This is a genomic window from Mycobacterium gastri, assembly GCF_002102175.1.
In the GTDB taxonomy this organism is placed as follows: Bacteria; Actinomycetota; Actinomycetes; order Mycobacteriales; family Mycobacteriaceae; genus Mycobacterium; species Mycobacterium gastri.
Genome location: NZ_LQOX01000148.1, coordinates 37471 through 55460, shown reverse-complemented (window position 1 = coordinate 55460; position 17990 = coordinate 37471). Strand labels below are relative to the sequence as shown.

The 17990-nt window shown below is 65.3% G+C and carries 9 protein-coding genes, 1 pseudogene and 1 riboswitch; of the genes and pseudogenes, 5 read left to right on the top strand and 5 right to left on the bottom strand.

Annotation, left to right across the window (positions count from 1 at the left end; translation table 11 throughout):
- Positions 1 to 313 precede the first annotated feature (313 nt).
- Complete coding sequence (locus AWC07_RS24710) at positions 314 to 1513, top strand: PPE family protein (RefSeq protein ID WP_036414395.1); 1200 nt, start codon at positions 314 to 316, stop codon at positions 1511 to 1513.
- A 14-nt stretch (positions 1514 to 1527) separates the two neighbouring features.
- Here AWC07_RS24710 and yhjD read toward each other — a convergent pair whose 3' ends face one another.
- A complete protein-coding gene (gene yhjD, locus AWC07_RS24705) occupies positions 1528 to 2562 on the bottom strand; it encodes an inner membrane protein YhjD (RefSeq protein WP_036414398.1) in 1035 nt (344 codons plus the stop codon).
- 3 nt (positions 2563 to 2565) lie between these two features.
- Positions 2566 to 3585: a tryptophan--tRNA ligase gene (gene trpS, locus AWC07_RS24700; RefSeq protein ID WP_036414401.1), complete on the bottom strand. Its 1020-nt coding sequence runs from the start codon at positions 3583 to 3585 to the stop codon at positions 2566 to 2568.
- Between the two features lie 85 nt (positions 3586 to 3670).
- Here trpS and AWC07_RS24695 point away from each other — a divergent pair, with 85 nt between their 5' ends.
- Positions 3671 to 4513 (top strand): alpha/beta fold hydrolase, encoded by an 843-nt coding sequence (locus AWC07_RS24695; RefSeq protein WP_208622466.1) that lies wholly within the window; start codon positions 3671 to 3673, stop codon positions 4511 to 4513.
- A 44-nt stretch (positions 4514 to 4557) separates the two neighbouring features.
- On the opposite strand, the gene AWC07_RS24690 is transcribed toward AWC07_RS24695, so the two are convergent.
- Complete coding sequence (locus AWC07_RS24690) at positions 4558 to 5787, bottom strand: NADP-dependent isocitrate dehydrogenase (protein WP_036414404.1); 1230 nt, start codon at positions 5785 to 5787, stop codon at positions 4558 to 4560.
- Between the two features lie 144 nt (positions 5788 to 5931).
- A riboswitch (SAM riboswitch) is annotated at positions 5932 to 6051 on the top strand.
- 40 nt (positions 6052 to 6091) lie between these two features.
- Here AWC07_RS24690 and AWC07_RS24685 point away from each other — a divergent pair.
- Genes AWC07_RS24685 through AWC07_RS24675 form a run of 3 tightly spaced genes read left to right on the top strand, consistent with a single transcriptional unit; the run spans position 6092 to position 9329 of the window.
- The gene (locus tag AWC07_RS24685; protein WP_051508031.1) at positions 6092 to 7450 is read left to right on the top strand and encodes a bifunctional o-acetylhomoserine/o-acetylserine sulfhydrylase; all 1359 of its coding nucleotides are present in this window, start codon (positions 6092 to 6094) and stop codon (positions 7448 to 7450) included.
- 11 nt (positions 7451 to 7461) lie between these two features.
- Positions 7462 to 8601, top strand: a complete 1140-nt coding sequence (gene metX / locus AWC07_RS24680; protein ID WP_036414407.1) for a homoserine O-acetyltransferase MetX — start codon at positions 7462 to 7464, stop codon at positions 8599 to 8601.
- Positions 8598 to 9329 (top strand): class I SAM-dependent methyltransferase, encoded by a 732-nt coding sequence (locus AWC07_RS24675; protein ID WP_036414449.1) that lies wholly within the window; start codon positions 8598 to 8600, stop codon positions 9327 to 9329. Before metX ends, AWC07_RS24675 begins: the two co-directional genes overlap by 4 nt.
- Positions 9330 to 9505: 176 nt before the next feature.
- Here AWC07_RS24675 and AWC07_RS29930 read toward each other — a convergent pair.
- Positions 9506 to 9637: pseudogene (locus AWC07_RS29930) on the bottom strand (transposase); the annotation flags it as partial.
- A gap of 641 nt (positions 9638 to 10278) precedes the next feature.
- Entirely contained in the window at positions 10279 to 17988 is a 7710-nt protein-coding gene (locus AWC07_RS24665) for a type I polyketide synthase (RefSeq protein ID WP_167380133.1), read from the bottom strand.
- Positions 17989 to 17990: the final 2 nt, after the last annotated feature.

Below are 17990 nucleotides of genomic sequence, written 5' to 3'. Positions count from 1 at the left end.
CTCGGGGGCCCTAGCCATGCCCTAGCCATGCCCTAGCCATGCCCTAGCCACGACCTAAGCAGACCTAAGCAACCGTAGCGATTTTCAATAATTGACAAGAGTTGTATCGGGTGAGTTTGATATTCCCGAACTCGTGAGCCAGGCCCCGGTGCAGTGGTCGACCACAGCCTTGCCGTGCAGGTAGGCAGAATGCAAGTAGAACGCCAGCAAAAGGAGTGCCGGTAGTGATGCTGCGCGTAGTACCTCACCGTTCCGGGGTCGGTGATGCCCCGGCCGAGACCGATGTGATCTCGGGCGCATCAGGCGGATCGGTATGACGGCGCCCTGGATCGCCTCCCCGCCGGAGGTGCATTCGGCATTGCTGAGTTGGGGCCCGGGGCCCGCTCCGCTACTGGCGGCCGCTGCGGCGTGGACCTCGCTGAGCGCCGAATACGCCTCTGTCGCAGAAGAACTCACTGCAGCGCTGGCCGCGGTGCAGGCCGCGGCGTGGCAAGGCCCGAGTGCCGAGAGCTATGTGGCCGCGCATGTGCCTTATGTGGCCTGGTTGACGCAGGCCAGTGCGGACAGCGCGGCGTTGGCCACCCAACACGAGGTTGCGGCGACGGCCTATGCCGGCGCGCTGGCGGCGATGCCGACGCTGGCGGAATTGGCCGCCAACCACCTCACCCACGGGGTGTTGGTGGCGACGAATTTCTTTGGGATCAATACCATCCCGATCGCGCTCAACGAGGCCGACTACGTGCGGATGTGGATCCAGGCGGCCACCACGATGGGCGTCTACGAGGCCGTTGCGGGTGCGGCGGTGGCGGCGGCGCCCCGGACCGCACCGGCGCCGGTACTGCTCAGCGCCGGAGTCGGCGCGGCCAGCGCCCTCCCCGCAGCCGCGGCGGTGGGAGAACTCCCGATCATCATCGTGATCTTGATACAGATCATTCTGATATTGCTCGAGATCCTGTTTGCCGTGGTCGCGTACACGATCGTGATCGCACTGATCACGCCGCTGCTGATCCTCACCTACGCGATCGTCTTCGCGATCTTGGGGCTCATCTTTGGCCCGCCGTTGCTGGTGATCGCAACGCCTTTCGTGCTGGCCGGCGCGTTGATCGCGGTGCCGACGTCGTTGTCGACCGCGTTGCCGATCGGCATTGGCGTGGGCAGCCAGCTGGCAGTGGACACCGAGCCGGTCGATGACGACCTCAAGACGGCGGACCCGGTGCTGGTTGCCGCGGTGGGGGGTGGGTCTGCTCCGGTGAGGCTGCCGGCAGGTGGTGCGCCGGCGCCGGCGGTCCGGCCCGTCGCGGGGGTGGCGCCGACGCCTGCGGCCACACCGGCGTCGGTGCTGGCTTCCGACCGGGGTGCCGGGACGTGGGGATTTGCCGGGACCGCCGGCAAGGAGACCGTCGCGCAGCCATCGGGGTTGGCAGTGCTGCATGGTGAGGGACTCGCCGCCGGTCCGCGGGTGCCGATGCTGCCGAGCAGCTGGTGCGCCGATGTGCTCGCCGCGATGAGCTAACGCGGCTACTACCGTTACCGTCGCCGGCGCACCAGTCGCGAAAACGTCAGCGCTCCAAGGGCTCCGGTGGCCACCGCGGCCAGGGTCTGCCGTGCCGACAGGCCCTCGTCGACCTGTATGCGCGGCCGGATGATCGCGGGGCCCGGCGGATCGACATGTCTGGCACGCGGGTCGTCCTCGGTTTCGGTGGCCGCCCACGCGGTGGCGAACAGCACCAGGTAGGCAGTGACATTGGCGAACACCATCAACCCCAGCACCGGCCCGAACGTGGCGCCCGCCGGGCTGCGCAGGACCATCCGCAGGTAGATCGACCCCACCTGCTTGAACAGCTCGAACCCGACGGCCGCCATCAAACCGGCTCGCATCGAGGTGACGAAGCGCCCCGACTGCCGCGGCAGCCGCGCGATCATCCAGGTGAACAGCAGCCACGACACCAGCACCGACAGCACTACCGAAATCGCCCTGAAGATCCAATCCAGCACCGAAAGCTCAGGTATTCCAAGCCATTTCAAAGCCGTCGCCATCGGCCGCAGGTAACTCAACGCGGTGAGCGCAATGGTCGCCATGGTCACCAGGAACGTCCCGACCATCGCCGCCAGGTCGGAAAGCTTGTTGCGCACGTAGTTCCCGGATTCGACGGGATGCGCCCACATCTCGCTCAGCGCCACCCGCAGATGTGACATCCACCCCAGCCCGGCCCACGCCGCGGTGGCCAGGCCGATGACGCCGACCGACGCCCGCGCATCGATCGCCGAGTTCATCAAGTCGATCAGCTGCTGACCGAAGGCGCCCGGAACCAGGGCCCGGATCCGGTCATAGGCCATGTTGAGCAGGTTCTGGTTGCGCTTCAACGTGAACCCGACCACGGCGAAACCGACCATCAGCAGCGGGAACAACGCGAAGATCGTGTAATACGTCAGGCCTGCCGCGTAGAAGCCGCCCCGGCGCTCGCTGAATCGCGTGTAGGCGCGCATCGCGTGGTCGAACCACCGGTTCCGGGACCGCAGCCGATCAAGGATTCCTGGTTCGGCCGGCTCAGTCGTGGTCAAGCGCTACCCCCGTTGCGGTAGAAAGCCCAGCCGATCGTAGACCCGTTGCACGGTTTTGCTGGCGACCTCGTGGGCGCGCTCGGCCCCGGCCTGCAGCACGGACTCGAGTTCGGCCACGTCGGCGATCAGCTCGTTGACCCGGGCCTTGATGGGGCTGACGTAGGCGACGACGGCCTCGGCGGTGTCCTTCTTCAGGTCGCCGTAGCCGCGTCCGGCATAGCCGTCGACGAGAGTCTCGATGCCGACCCCGGTGACCGCCGACTGGATGCTGAGCAGATTCGACACACCCGGTTTGGCGTCCGGGTCGTAGCGAATCTCACGTTCGCTGTCGGTCACCGCCGAACGAATCTTCTTGGCGGACAACGCCGGCTCGTCGAGCAGGCTGATCAGCCCGGCGTCGGTGCTGGCCGACTTGCTCATCTTCGACGTCGGATCCTGCAGGTCGTAGATCTTGGCGGTGACCTTGGGAATGAGCACATCGGGAACCACGAAGGTATCCGGGAAGCGGCTGTTGAACCGCTGCGCGACGTCGCGGGCCAGCTCCAGGTGCTGGCGCTGGTCCTCCCCCACCGGCACCAGGTCGCTGTCGTAGGCCAGCACGTCGGCGGCCTGCAAGACCGGGTAGGTGAACAGGCCGACGGTGGTGGACTCGGCGCCCTGGCGACTCGACTTGTCTTTGAACTGTGTCATCCGCGAGGCCTGACCGAAACCGGTGAAACACCCCAGCACCCAGGCCAACTGGCTGTGGGCGGGGACGTGACTCTGCACGAAGATGGTGGCGCGCGCGGCATCGATGCCCAGCGCCAGGTACTGCGCTGCGGTGATCAGGGTCCGGCGGCGCAGCGCTTCCGGATCCTGCGGCAGCGTGATCGCGTGCAGGTCGACCACGCAGAAGAACGCGTCGTGATCGTCCTGTAACGCAACCCACTGGGTGACGGCGCCCAGAGCGTTGCCCAGGTGAAGCGAATCGGAGGTTGGCTGCACGCCGGAGAAAATCCGGCGGGATCCGGTGGGGGTGCTCATGATGTCCCCGATCTTGTCACGCGGGCAGCCGGGTGATTCGAGGACGCTTGCGATACCGGCGGTACCACCTTGTAATGTCGGAAATATGACGACCCGTACACCGATCCACCTGGGTTCCGGCGAGCCGGTGCTGCTGCTGCACCCGTTTCTGCTGTCCCAGGCGGTATGGGAGAAGGTGGCCCGGCGGCTGGCCGACACCGGCCGTTACGAGGTTTTCGCCCCGACCATGGCCAGCCACAACGGCGGGCCCCGTGCCGGTACCTGGTTTCTGTCTTCGGCGGTGCTGGCCGATCACGTCGAGCACCAGATGGACGAACTGGGCTGGGATACCGCGCACATCGTCGGCAACTCGCTGGGCGGCTGGGTCGCCTTCGAGTTGGAGCGGCGCGGGCGGGCACGCAGCGTCACCGGCATCGCCCCCGCGGGCGGCTGGCACCGCTGGAGCCCAGCCAAGTTCGAGGTGATCGCCAAGTTCATCCTGGGTATCCCGCTGCTGGTGTCCGCCTGGATGTTCCGGCAGCGGGTGCTGCGGCTGCCGTTCAGCCGCCGGCTGGCCACCTACGCGATCAGCGCCTCACCGGATGGGGTCAGCGACGCCGAACTGCACGGCATCATCGACGACGTGGCTCACTGCCCGGCCTACTTCCAGCTACTGATCAAGGCGCTGCTCATGCACGGCTTGCGGGAATTGGCCGAGAACGCCGTCCCGGCGCATCTGGTGATCTGCGGTAAGGACCGGATCATCCCCTCACCCCGCTACACCCGGCACTTCACCACCCACCTGCCCGACGACCACCGCGTCACCGTGATCAAGAACGTGGGCCACGTTCCGATGTACGAGGCGCCAGACCGCATCACCGAGGTGATCAGCAGCTTCATCGAAGAGTGCTGCCCGCACATCCGGGCCATCGATCCGCCGGCGAGCTAACCAGCCAGGTTCCCGTCGAGTGTGCGGCTTCCACGGTGAGCGCACTAACCAACCAGCCTTTTCTCCAGGTTCTCGGCGATCGCGTCGAGAAACTCCTCGCTGTTGAGCCAGCCCTGCTCCGGGCCGATCAGAATGGCCAGATCCTTGGTCATCTTGCCGCTCTCTACCGTCTTGATGACCACGTCGTCCAGCGTCTGGGCGAATTCGACGACCGCGGGGGTGTTGTCCAGCTTGCCGCGATGCGCCAGCCCGCGGGTCCAAGCGAAGATCGAGGCGATCGGATTGGTCGAGGTGGGCTGTCCGGCCTGGTACTGGCGGTAATGGCGGGTGACCGTGCCGTGGGCGGCCTCGGCCTCGACCGTCTTGCCGTCAGCCGTCATGAGCACCGACGTCATCAGTCCCAGCGAGCCGTAACCCTGCGCGACGGTATCGGACTGGACGTCGCCGTCGTAGTTCTTGCACGCCCAGACGTAGCCGCCCTCCCACTTCAGGCACGCGGCAACCATGTCGTCGATCAGGCGGTGCTCGTAGGTCAGGCCTTCGGCTTCGAACTTGTCTTTGAATTCGGTTTCGTAGATCCGCTGGAACTCGTCTTTGAACATGCCGTCGTAGGCCTTGAGGATGGTGTTCTTGGTCGACAGATAGACCGGCCATTTGGCGTTCAGTCCATAGGAGAACGACGCGCGCGCGAAATCCTGGATGGATTTGCGGAAGTTGTACATTCCCATCACGACGCCGCCGTCTTCGGGAATGGACACGAGTTCATGGACGATCGGCTCACTGCCGTCGGCAGGAGTGAATGTCAGGGTGACGGTGCCGGGCTTTTCCACCTTGAAATTCGTTGCGCGGTATTGATCGCCAAAAGCGTGCCGGCCGATGACGATTGGTTTGGTCCAGCCCGGAACCAGCCGCGGCACATTCGAGATCACGATTGGCTCGCGGAAGATGGTGCCGCCCAGGATGTTTCGTATCGTGCCATTGGGTGACAGCCACATCTTCTTCAGGTTGAATTCCTGGACGCGCGCTTCGTCGGGGGTGATGGTTGCGCATTTGACGCCGACACCGTGGCGCTTGATGGCGTAGGCCGCATCGATGGTTACCTGGTCGTTCGTTTGGTCACGATGCTCGATGCCCAGGTCGTAATACTCCAAGTTGATGTCGAGGTGCGGCAGTATCAGCGTGTCCTTGATGAGCTTCCAGATGACGCGGGTCATCTCGTCACCGTCGAGCTCTACCAACGGGCCTTTGACCTTGATCTTGGGTTCACTGGACATGCGGGCCCGAATCCTCCAGCCTGGTGAGCTTTGGGCAAGCGGCTGCTCCTGCGGCCAGGTTACTAGCAGGGCTCACCCGCCCGATCGCGCCGGAGTTGGGTCACAGTTGGCATGAAGCTGCCGCCGTACGGTAGGCTTCGAATCGGTCATGAGCGCCAGCGTCAAGCCCCGGCTTGCTGGCCGGCAACCCTCCAACCGCGGTGGGGTGCCCCGGGTGATGACCCGGTTGAGTAGCCACAATCGGCTACACGGCAAGCGCGGGTCCGCCATGACGGGCCCCCTGAGCTGACAGGGAGTTATGTCTATGAGCGCCGAAAGCACCAGCACCGACGGCGATCCAGCCGCACACTGGTCGTTCGAAACCAAGCAGATTCACGCCGGCCAGCAGCCCGACTCCGCGACCAATGCGCGGGCCCTGCCGATCTACCAGACCACCTCGTACACCTTCGAAAACACCGCACATGCTGCGGCTTTATTCGGGCTCGAGGTGCCCGGCAACATCTACACGCGGATCGGCAACCCGACCACCGATGTGGTCGAGCAGCGCATCGCGGCCCTCGAGGGCGGGGTGGCCGCGTTGTTTTTGTCCTCCGGTCAGGCCGCAGAGACTTTCGCCATCCTGAACCTGGCCGGAGCGGGTGATCACATCGTGTCCAGCCCGCGGCTGTACGGGGGCACCTATAACCTGTTCCACTATTCGCTGGCGAAGCTGGGCATCGAGGTCAGCTTCGTCGAGGATCCCGACGATCTGGACTCCTGGCAGGCCGCGGTCCGGCCGAACACCAAGGCCTTTTTCGCCGAGACCATCTCCAACCCGCAGATCGACATCCTGGATACCCCGGGGGTCGCCGAGGTCGCCCACCGCAACGGCGTGCCGCTGATCGTCGACAACACCATCGCTACTCCGTACCTGATCCAGCCGTTCACCCAGGGCGCCGACATCGTGGTGCACTCGGCCACCAAGTATTTGGGCGGGCATGGGGCCGCGATCGCGGGTGTGATCGTCGACGGCGGAAGGTTCGACTGGACGCAGGGCCGCTTCCCCGGGTTCACCACCCCCGATCCCAGTTACCACGGCGTGGTGTTCGCCGAATTGGGTCCGCCGGCGTTCGCCCTCAAGGCCCGGGTGCAGCTGCTGCGGGATCTGGGTTCGGCGGCCTCGCCGTTCAACGCGTTTTTGGTGGCGCAGGGTCTGGAGACGCTGAGTCTGCGGATCGAGCGGCACGTCGCGAATGCCCAGCGCGTATCCGAGTTCCTGGACGCCCGCGGCGACGTGCTGTCGGTCAACTACGCCGGCCTGCCCGGTTCGCCGTGGCATGAGCGGGCAAAGAAGCTGGCGCCCAAGGGGACCGGCGCAGTCCTGTCCTTCGAGTTGGCCGGTGGCATCGAGGCCGGCAAGGCGTTCGTCAACGCGCTCAAACTGCACAGCCACGTCGCCAACATCGGCGACGTGCGCTCGCTGGTGATCCACCCGGCATCCACCACACACGCCCAACTGAGCCCGGCCGAGCAGCTGGCCACCGGCGTCAGCCCGGGATTGGTGCGGTTGGCCGTCGGGATCGAGGGTATCGACGACATCCTGGCCGACCTCGAGCTCGGCTTTGCCGCGGCCCGAAAATTCAGCGAGTTCAGCGGCGAGTCGCAGGCCGTGGCAGCCTTCTGAGGAGCTCTGACGTGACGATCTCCGAGGTGCCCACTCAGACGCTGCCCGCCGAAGGTGAAATCGGCTTGGTCGACATCGGCTCGCTGCGCCTGGAAAGCGGGGCGGTGCTCGACGATGTCTGCATCGCCGTGCAGCGTTGGGGCAAGCTGTCACCCACCCGCGACAACGTCGTGGTGGTGCTGCACGCGCTCACCGGTGATTCGCACATCACCGGGCCCGCCGGACCGGGGCACCCCACCCCCGGCTGGTGGGATGGGGTCGCCGGGCCGGGTGCGCCGATCGACACCGACCGCTGGTGCGCGGTGGCCACCAATGTGCTGGGCGGTTGCCGCGGCTCCACCGGGCCCAGTTCCCTCGCGCGCGACGGAACGCCTTGGGGCTCAAGGTTTCCGACGATCACCGTACGCGACCAGGTGCAGGCCGATATGGCCGCACTGGCCGCGATGGGCATCACTCAGGTAGCCGCCGTGGTCGGCGGGTCCATGGGCGGGGCCCGCGCGCTGGAATGGATTGTCGGCCACCCTAACCGGGTACGCTCGGCGCTGCTGCTGGCTGTCGGCGCGCGCGCCACCGCGGATCAGATCGGCACGCAGACAACCCAGATCGAGGCCATCAAGGCCGACCCGAATTGGCAGGGCGGGAACTACCACGACACGGACCGCAAGCCCGAGGCGGGGCTGAAGATCGCCCGCCGCTTTGCGCATCTGACCTACCGCGGCGAGATCGAACTCGACAATCGGTTCGCCAACCTCGGTCAGGACGGCGAGGATCCCGCTCACGGCGGGCGCTACGCGGTGCAGAGCTACCTGGAACACCAGGGGAGCAAGCTGTTGTCCCGATTCGACGCCGGCAGCTATGTGGTGTTGACCGAGTCCCTCAACAGCCACGATGTCGGCCGCGGGCGCGGCGGGGTCGCCGCGGCGCTGCGCGGCTGTCCGGTGCCCGTCGTGGTCGGTGGTATCACCTCCGACCGGCTCTATCCGTTGCGTTTGCAGCAGGAGCTGGCCGAGTTGCTGCCCGGCTGCGCCGGCCTACGAGTTGTCGACTCGGTCTGCGGGCACGACGGATTCCTGATCGAAATGGAAGCCGTTGGCGAATTGATCGGTCAGACACTGCGATTGGCCGACCATCAAGGTGTGCATCCATGGTGACCCCGTCCAGCCAGGATCCGTCGCTGTCATTCGGTTCAGCGGCAGCTGCCTACGAGCGGGGACGCCCCTCCTATCCACCCGAAGCAATCGACTGGCTGCTGCCGGCCGGTGCCCGCGATGTTCTTGACCTGGGTGCCGGTACCGGCAAGCTGACCACCCGGCTGGTCGAGCGCGGCCTCGACGTGGTGGCCGTCGACCCGATCCCCGAAATGCTTGAAGTGCTGCGCGCCTCCCTACCGGAAACGCTGGCGCTGTTGGGCACAGCCGAAGAGATTCCGTTGGCGGACAACAGCGTCGACGCGGTGCTGGTGGCTCAGGCCTGGCATTGGATTGATCCCGCGCGCGCCATCCCCGAGGTCGCGCGGGTGCTACGGCCCGGCGGGCGGCTGGGTTTGGTGTGGAACACCCGCGACGAGCGGCTCGGCTGGGTCCGCGAGCTGGGCCAGATCATCGGGCGCGACGGCGATCCCACGCGTGACAAGGCGACGCTGCCCGAACCCTTCATCGACGTGGAACGTTTCCAGGTCGAGTGGACGAATTACCTTACGCCGCAGGCGTTGATCGACCTGGTGGCGTCTCGCACCTACTGCATTACCTCACCGGCGAAGGTGCGCACCAAGACACTGGGCCAGGTCCGTCAGTTGTTGGCCACACATCCGGCGCTGGCGAATTCGGCCGGTTTGGCGCTGCCGTACGTCACGGTGTGCGTACGGGCGACGCTGTCCTGAGGATCGGGTAGCGTCGCGGCGCTTGTGAATAGCAAGGTCGGGTGGCCGAGTTAGCCGACGCCCGCTGGGAAAGCGCTGTTCTAGCCTCGAGCTGTAGGACACGACTGCGACTTTCCCATCAGCCACATCAGTCTCGACGGGTTTGGGATTTGGTTGTGCCCGACTGTCAGCGACAAGGCCAGCAGGTTTCTGGCGCGACGGATCAGGCAGCGCTGCCGCAACGCCGCGCCCGTGGTGCGCTCGACCGCGCCGATCAACCCGGGTGCACCGTCGCTGATCACCAGCAGCGGACACGCCAGGCCGCGCTGAAGGCGGGCTAATTGCACATCGTGTCGGCCGGAGACCGATGTGAAACTCGACTTGGCTCACGATCCGCGAGTTCGAGCTGTGGCACAAACTGCGCGTCTGCGCCGCGGCCAGTCGAAAGCGCGCACTAAGCGAAGGCCGAAAGCGCCACCGTCGACCGTCACGCACGCGCTGATCGCCGTCACCGGGATTTCGCCGAACGTGTTCTGAGAGTGAAAAATTGGCCGATTTTTCGCAGCCATGACACGCTCGGCGCACCAGGTTGCGCCCGGCGCAACAACCGACACTGCGCGCTGAGCACATTCACCCCAGCAGCCACACCCGCCACCGCCCAGACCACCACCCAGGCGCCCGCCTTGCAACGACTCCGCTGCGGTAGTGCACGCCGACGACGCGCACCAATTTGAGCCAAGTCGCGAACGCCCCGAGTTGTAGGACGCAACTGCGACTTTCCCATCAGCCACATCAGTCTCCACGGGTTTGAGATGTTGGTTGCGCCGGACTGTCAGCGACAAATTCGTTGCGCCCCTTGGCTTGTCGCCGAAAGGCCTAATTGCACATCGGGTCGGCCGGGGACCGATGTGCCAGACGTGATTGTCAGGCCGAAGACTCCTCCGAGTGAGTTGACCCGATCAGCAGCGGCCTAGCATTCCATCTCAGCATTCAGATCGAACTCGGCAAACGTACGCGAAACAATCTCCCGCAGTTCATCTTTGGTATTCGAGTGCCCGACAATATACGCAGAAATTAGGATACGCATCTGCCCGCGGCTCCGCCCCGAACCCAGAAGCAGTCGTCCACCCGTGCCCTCGAGTTCATTTTGCGTGACATCACGCTCAACCAGTCTCATGTGCGTCGCGTCGGCATCGGTTCCGTCGGGCCGGTTCGCGGCCGGGGGCAGGTCACCGACATTGGAGCAAGTGACCGGAAGGCTGGGACCACCCGCTGCCATCCCGACGAGTCTCCTGGCCACCCACTTTGGTGTCATCGCTGCCAGTGGGAGCGGTGCCAAGAACTCGCTCTCGGTATCGTCCATCGCTTCGAGGACTGCTCGGGTGATCTTGTCGTGCATTTCCCTGAGGTCCGTAGCCGCGTGCTCTGGGTCGACCGGGACGTCAACAGCCGTCAGCGCATTGCCACGGGTGTCACCTTCGCTCCGAAGTGACACCACAAAGCGTAGGGTGACTTTTCCGTCGTCCTGAACACGCCCAACCCGCACCGCAAGTCTGCAGGCAACCCCCGCCACAAGCGAGTTACTGTTCGCACCAAGTCTTTTGGCGCACAAATTCCATTCCGTCAGGTCTATGCATGCAGTTACGGCAGGTACCTCTACTAGCTGGTTGCCGCCAGTCGTCCGCGGGGAAGGCGGTGCCGCTTTGATCGATGACCGGAACTCCTCGCGATCGCGCCGGAGCCTTCGAACGACGCAACCCAAAGAGTGCACTACGTCGGGCAGTTCCTTGACGGTTTGCCGGAGATCCTCACGCAATGCCTGCCTGAGGGGCCGCGATCCCGCAGGCTGATAACCCAGATCATGCGTCCTGCCCTCGACCGCATCGACTACCGCCTGGCCGAAAGCGATCGCGTCGACGACCGCATGCGAAGCCACCAGACTTACCGCGGTCCCGCCGTCCTCGAGCGGAAGCACCCCGAGATGCCAGCCCGGGCCCCACTCCGGATCAACGGGTAGGCGCGCCCGCTCGTCGGCCCATGCGCCCACATCGGCGCGCCGCCGCGGCGTTGCTTCGAAATCAATCTCCGCCGACGTCGGAGCCAAGACCCAGTGATCACGCGCGAACGGTAATGGAGACCGTTCAATCCTGCGTCCTAACAAGCCACGTCCGAGATTGCGGTAAAAACGTCGCAACCCGTTGACATCGACGGCACGGTCGTAAATCCACGTCACCTGGATCAGCGAGACGTGGCCTGCTCGCGTCCCGAGAAACGCAGCTTGATCAAGATATGCGAGCCTATTGTCCACCGGCTCGGCGCCACGCGTGCTGACCGGAGCCGGCGCATCGGCACGCGCAGCGGTGACACCTAGCAGGTCGGCCAGGTGGGCGGCGAGCATGGCAGGGCTGGGGTGGTCGAATATGGTGGTGGCCGGCAACGCTAGTCCGGTTTGGGCCGACAGGGCGTTGCGCAGTTCTAGCGCACTGAGCGAGTCGATGCCGAGGTCTTTGAAGGACTGCTCAGGATCCATAGCTGCCGGGTCCGGGTGGGCCAATACAGCTGCGGTGGCGGTGATGACCACGTTGGCCAGGACGGTGCGTTGTTGCTCGGGGGCCATCCCGGCTAGCCGGGCACCGAGCGCCCGTGAGTCGGCTGCGGCGGCTTGACGCCGGGTGGTGATCAGCGCGGACAGGATCGGCGGCAGGCTGTTGTCACGGGCTAGAGCCGCCAGCGCCCGAGTGCTAAGCGGGGCCGGGATCAGGTTGGGGTGCTGCTGGGAAAGGGCGGCATCGAATAGCGCCATCCCCTGGCTGGTGGTGATCGGAACCATCCCGCTGCGGGTAAGGCGGGTTAGATCGCGCTTGTCGAGGTGGCCGGTCATCCCCGAGGACGTCTGCCAATACCCCCAGGCCAGACTGGTCGCCGCCGGCTGCTGACGGGCTAGGGCGTCTAGGACGGCGTTGGCGGCCGCATAGTTAGCCTGTCCCGGCGCGCCCAGGACACCGGCTGCCGAGGAGAACAACACAAACGCGGCCAGCTCGGTGTCGGCGGTTAGCTGGTGCAGATACCAGGCACTATCGGCTTTGGCTGCTAGCACGTTGTCGAGCTGTTGTGGGGTCAGTTCGCTGGTCACCGCGTCGTCAAGCACGCCGGCAGCGTGGATGACCGCGGTCAGCGGGTGCTCGGCGGGAATCGAGTTAATCAGGGCTGCCAGCTCGGTCGGGTTGGCACAGTCGCAGGCGCTGATCGTGACATGCGCACCCAAACTATTCAGACGCCCGGCAAGCTCGACCGCTTCGGGCGTACTGGAGCCGCGTCGGGAAGTCAACAACAATCGGCGCACACCGTAGCCGGTGACCATGTGTTCGGCGAACAGTCCGCCGAGCGTGCCGGTGCCCCCGGTGATCAACACAGTGCCCGCCGGATCGAGCACCGCGGGCGGGGTGAGCACGATTTTCCCGGTGTGGCGGCCCTGGCTCATGTCCCGGAATGCTTGGGGGGCGCGCAGCATCCCGTAGCGTGTCACCGGCAGGGGCTGGGTCACCCCGGCATCGATCGACTCGCTCACCACGGCCCAGGTGTGACGCAGCTGTTCGGGGGTGGCCACGCTCAGGTCATAGACGTGGTAGCTGACGTGGGGATGAGTCTGTGCGACGTCGGCGGCGACCCTGATGTCGGTTTTTCCGATCTCTACAAAGCGCCCGCCCGGGGCCAGTAGCTGCAGCGATGCGTCCACAAATTCGCCACGAAGACTATTCAGCACCACGTCCATCCCGCGCCCGCCACTGGCTGCAACAAAGGTGTCATGGAAATCCAGGGTGCGGGAGGAAGCGATGTGATCCTCGGGTATGCCCAGCCCACGCAGGATGTGGTGCTTGGCGGGATGGGCGGTGGCGAACACCTCAGCACCCAGGTGCTGCGCAACGCGGATGGCGGCCTGGCCGACCCCGCCGGCACCGGAGTGGATGAGCACCCGCTCTCCCGCCGAGAGATGCGCGACATCGATCAAAGAGTTGTAGGCGGTCACATACGCGGCCGGGACCGAAGCCGCTTGCGGGTAGGACCATCCCGGCGGGACGGCTATCACGCGGCGGTGATCTGTGGTGGCGGTGGAGGCGAACGCGTTGTTGGGGAACAGTCCCATCACTGCATCCCCCGGTGCAAAATCTGTGACGTCGTCTGCTGTGTCGATGACGATCCCGGCCGCTTCCACACCAAGGCCTTCATCTCTGATCGCCGCCAACGCGACCACCACGTCACGGAAATTCAAGCCTGCAGCGCGGATCTGCACCCGGATCTGTCCCGGCTCCAGTGCTGTCGGTGCGGGGGCGGGGGCCAGGGTCATGTCAGCCAAATCCCCGCTACCGGAGGTGACCAGCTGCCAGTGCGGTGTCGGGGGCGGGGTCAACGCCTGCGCCGGGGTCAGCCGGGGAATGTGAGCGATACCGTCACGTAAAACCAGCTGCGGCTCACCGCTGGTACTGGTGAAGGTAGCCAGCATGTGCAGCAAGGTGTCAGTGCTGGTGGCGGCGTGGTCGGTATCGACCAAACGGATGCGGCCGGGATACTCGTTTTGGGTGCTATGGATCAGCCCCCACACTGCGGCCTGCGCCAGATCCGGCGCCCGATCATAAGCGCTGATCGGCACCGCGCGACAGGTCAGAACCACCAACACCGAGGCGGACGTGTCGGGGCGGGCCAACCAGGCCTGCAGCCCGGCCAACACCTGTCGGGTCAGCACATGGATGCTCGACACGGCATCACCGTCATCGCCACGACGATCCGGCACGGGTAACGACCAAATCACCACCGGCGGGCATGGCCGCACGGCATCCAAATCGGGGCGCACGGAGCCGTTGCGCAGGCTAGTCGATAGAGCATCGAGATCTTCGGCAACTACCACCCACGCCGGCGGCTCGGCCACTGCGGGGGCACCGTGGTCGGTGGACAGGGGCGGCCAGGCCAGCTCCCACAAACCCGGACCGGACGGCGCCGCCGTCGTGGGTGGTGTGAGCGTCGCCGTGTCGGGCAGTGCCCGCACCACAACAGTGTCGATGCTGATTACCGGCGCGCCGGCAGGATCGCTGGCGTGCAGGGCGAAGGTGTCGGTGCCGGTGCGGGTCAGCCACACCTGCAGCCGGGTGGCCGCGGTCGCATACAGCGTGACCCCGCCCAACACGAACGGAAGGCGCACCACCGCCGGCTCAGGGTCCGCCCCGATGCAAAGGGCGGCGGCGATTGGTTGCAGCGCGGCATCCAGCAAAGCTGGGTGGATCCCGTAACCGGTGATATCAGTTCCGGCGGGCAGGGCCACTTCAGCGTAGATGTGGTCGGGGTCGGCCGGCTCGTAGCTGATCCCGCGTACCGAGCAAAACGGGGAATCATAGTGCAGACCGCATTCGGCCAGCTGCTGATAGAAACCCTCAACGTCGATAGCCGTCGCCGGCAACGCCGGGATGGGAGGTTCACTGGTGGGCGTTTGCTCGGGGCACAGGATTCCGCTGGCGTGCAACGCCCAACCCGCCGAAGCCCGACGGTCGGTGCTGGTGCGGGCATGGACGTTAAACGAGCGTCGCCCATTTCCATCGGCGCCGGCCACGCTGATCTGGATATCGGTCGGGGTGTTTTCGGCAAGCACGAGAGGGGTGTGCAACACCAACTCATCAATCACCGGACACCCGACGTAATCCCCGACGCCCAACACCACATCGACAAACCCGGTCGCGGGCAACACCACCGCCTCACCGACTCGATGGGCAGCAAACCAACTCTGCGAACCGAGAACCAACCGACCAGTGGCGATGAATTCATCTCGGTCCGCCAATGGGGTGATTGCCCCCAACAGCGGATGCTGGGGTTGATCCAGCCCAAGACCGGCAGCATCACCGCTCGATCGTGGGGTCAGCCAATACCGATGGTGTTGGAAGGGATACGTCGGTAGCTCGACCGGGCGGGCGTGGGGATACAGCATCGACCAGTCCGGGCTACGACCATGAACCTGCAGCCGGGCCAGGGTAATAGTCAAGGCGTCCAGGTCAGGACGCTCGCGATGCAGAGTGGGAATGACTGCCGAGCCAGAACGCCCATCAGTGCCGGCCAGGGTGTCGGCGATCGCCGGGGCCAGCACCGGGTGCGGTGACACTTCCACAAAGACCTGGTCAGCAGCAGCCAGCAGATGTTTGATGTTGTCGTAAAACCGGACCGGTTGACGCAAATTGGCATACCAGTAGTCGGCGGTCATGGTGGTGGTGTCCAGCGGCTGGTCCGACATGACGCCGTGCACGGTGGAATACAGGGCGATCCGCCCCGGTTTCGGGGTCAGCCCAGCCAGCTCGTCAAGTAGGCGCTCACGTGCTGGTTCGACCTGACTGCAGTGTGAGGCGTAATCGACGGGGATGGATCGGATCTGGATGTTGTCGCCCTCGCAAGCCGCGACGAAGCGCTCCATCGCGGCGGGGTCACCACTGACGATGGTGTGGGTGGGTCCGTTGACCGCAACAACCGTCAGCGCATCGCCATGAGGCCGCAGCCGCGCCGCCACTTCGTCAGCGGCCAGCAACACAGATGCCATCGCACCAGCCCCGGATAGATCCGCTAGGGCGCCGCTGCGCAGCGCTACGATTTTGGCGGCTTGCTCAAGGTTGAACACCCCGGCGACATAGGCGGCCGCAATCTCACCTTGGGAATGTCCGATCACCGTATCCGGTTCGATGCCGTAGCTGATCAGCGTGCGGGCCAACGACACCATGACCGCGAACAACACCGGCTGGACCACGTCTACCCGATCCAGGGAGGGGGCGCCGGGCTCACCACGAATCACGGCACGCACCGACCAGCCCGTCCAGGCGCCCAAGGCCCGATCACACTCATCAAGCGCGGAAGAAAAAGCGTGGTGCCGGCTATAGAGCTCCGCGGCCATACCGGGGTACTGGCCACCTTGGCCGGGGAACACGAACACGGTTTTTCCCGCAAACGTCGCGCGGTGGTGGTGCTGGATCAGTTGAGGGTGCGGTTGATCAGCGGCCAATGCTTCCAGTGCTGCCAGCAGCTCAGCCCGGGGATCGGGGCTGTCGGCCGGCACCGTCAGGACTGCCCGGTGCGGGTGGTGTGTTCGGGTGCAGGCCAGGCTGTAGGCCACATCGGTGAGATCAAGGTCGGGGTGGGCGACCAGGTGTTGGCGGAGCCGGTCGGCCTGCGCGGGCAACGCCGCGGGGGTGCGCGCCGAAACCGGCCACAGTCGCAATACGGGCAGCCCAAGCTCACCACCGTGACCGGTTGGCTCAGCCGGTTCGACCGCCGGGGCCGGGGCCTGCCGCAAAATCAAATGCGCGTTGGTGCCGCTGATCCCAAACGACGACACCGCCGCGGTGCGGGGATGATCGGTAACCGGCCAGGGCGCCGGCTCGGTCAGGAGGCAAACAGTGCCGGCCGACCAGTCGACGTGCGGACTGGGCCGATCGACATTCAGCGTCGGAGGCAAACTCTCATGGTTGAGAGCCTCGATCATCTTGATCATTCCGGCCACACCGGCAGCGGCCTGGGTGTGACCGATGTTGGACTTGATCGATCCCAACCACAGCGGATGGTCTGCCCCCCGCGCAGCACCGTAAGTGGCGATCAGGGCGCCGGCCTCGATCGGATCACCCAACGTGGTGCCGGTGCCATGAGCCTCGACCACATCAACCTCGTCAAGCCCGATACCGGCGTTGGCCACCGCGTGGGTGATGACACGCTGCTGAGCGGGCCCGTTGGGGGCCGTCAACCCATTAGAGGCACCATCCTGGTTGATCGCCGAGCCCGCGATGACCGCCAACACCGGATGGTTGTTGCGCTGGGCATCACTGAGCCGTTCCAGCACCAGCACCGCCGCCCCTTCGCCCCAGCCCGTCCCATCAGCAGCGGCCGCAAACGCCTTACACCGCCCATCGGCGGCCAGCCCACGCTGCCGGGCGAACTCGGTGAACACCGTCGGTGTGGTCATCACCGTCACACCACCGACCAGGGCCAAACCGCACTCGCCGTTGCGCAGCGACTGACACGCCAAATGCGCGGCCACCAACGACGACGAACACGCCGTGTCAACCGTGATAGCCGGACCCTGCAAACCCAACGCATACGCCACCCGCCCGGAGGCCACACTGGGCGACGTCCCGGTCATGGCGTATCCCTCCACGCCATCAGAACCGCTCCCGCCATACTGCTGAGACCACGCCCCAACGAACACCCCGGTCTCAGAACCCGCCAACCCGCCCGGATCAATTCGGCTGGTTTCCAACGCTTCCCAACACACCTCCAGCAGCAGCCGCTGCTGCGGATCCATGGTTTGAGCCTCCCGCGCCGAGATCCCGAAAAACTCGGCGTCAAACCCGCTCACGTCGGCCAGAAACGCCCCCGCACGCGTGTAGGTCTTACCCACCGCATCAGGATCAGGATCAAACAAATCCCCCAGATCCCAACCACGATCGACCGGAAACTCCCCCATCGCATCGGCGCCGCCAGCCACCAGATCCCACAACGCCGCCGCCGAATCCACCCCCCCAGGGAACCGACACGCCATCCCCACCACCGCAACCGGCTCATCGACACGCGCAATAAGAGCACGATTCTGTTGCTTCAGCCGCTCGATTTGTATTAATGAATCACGAAGTGCTTCGATTATTTCGCTGTTTTCAATAGTCATTT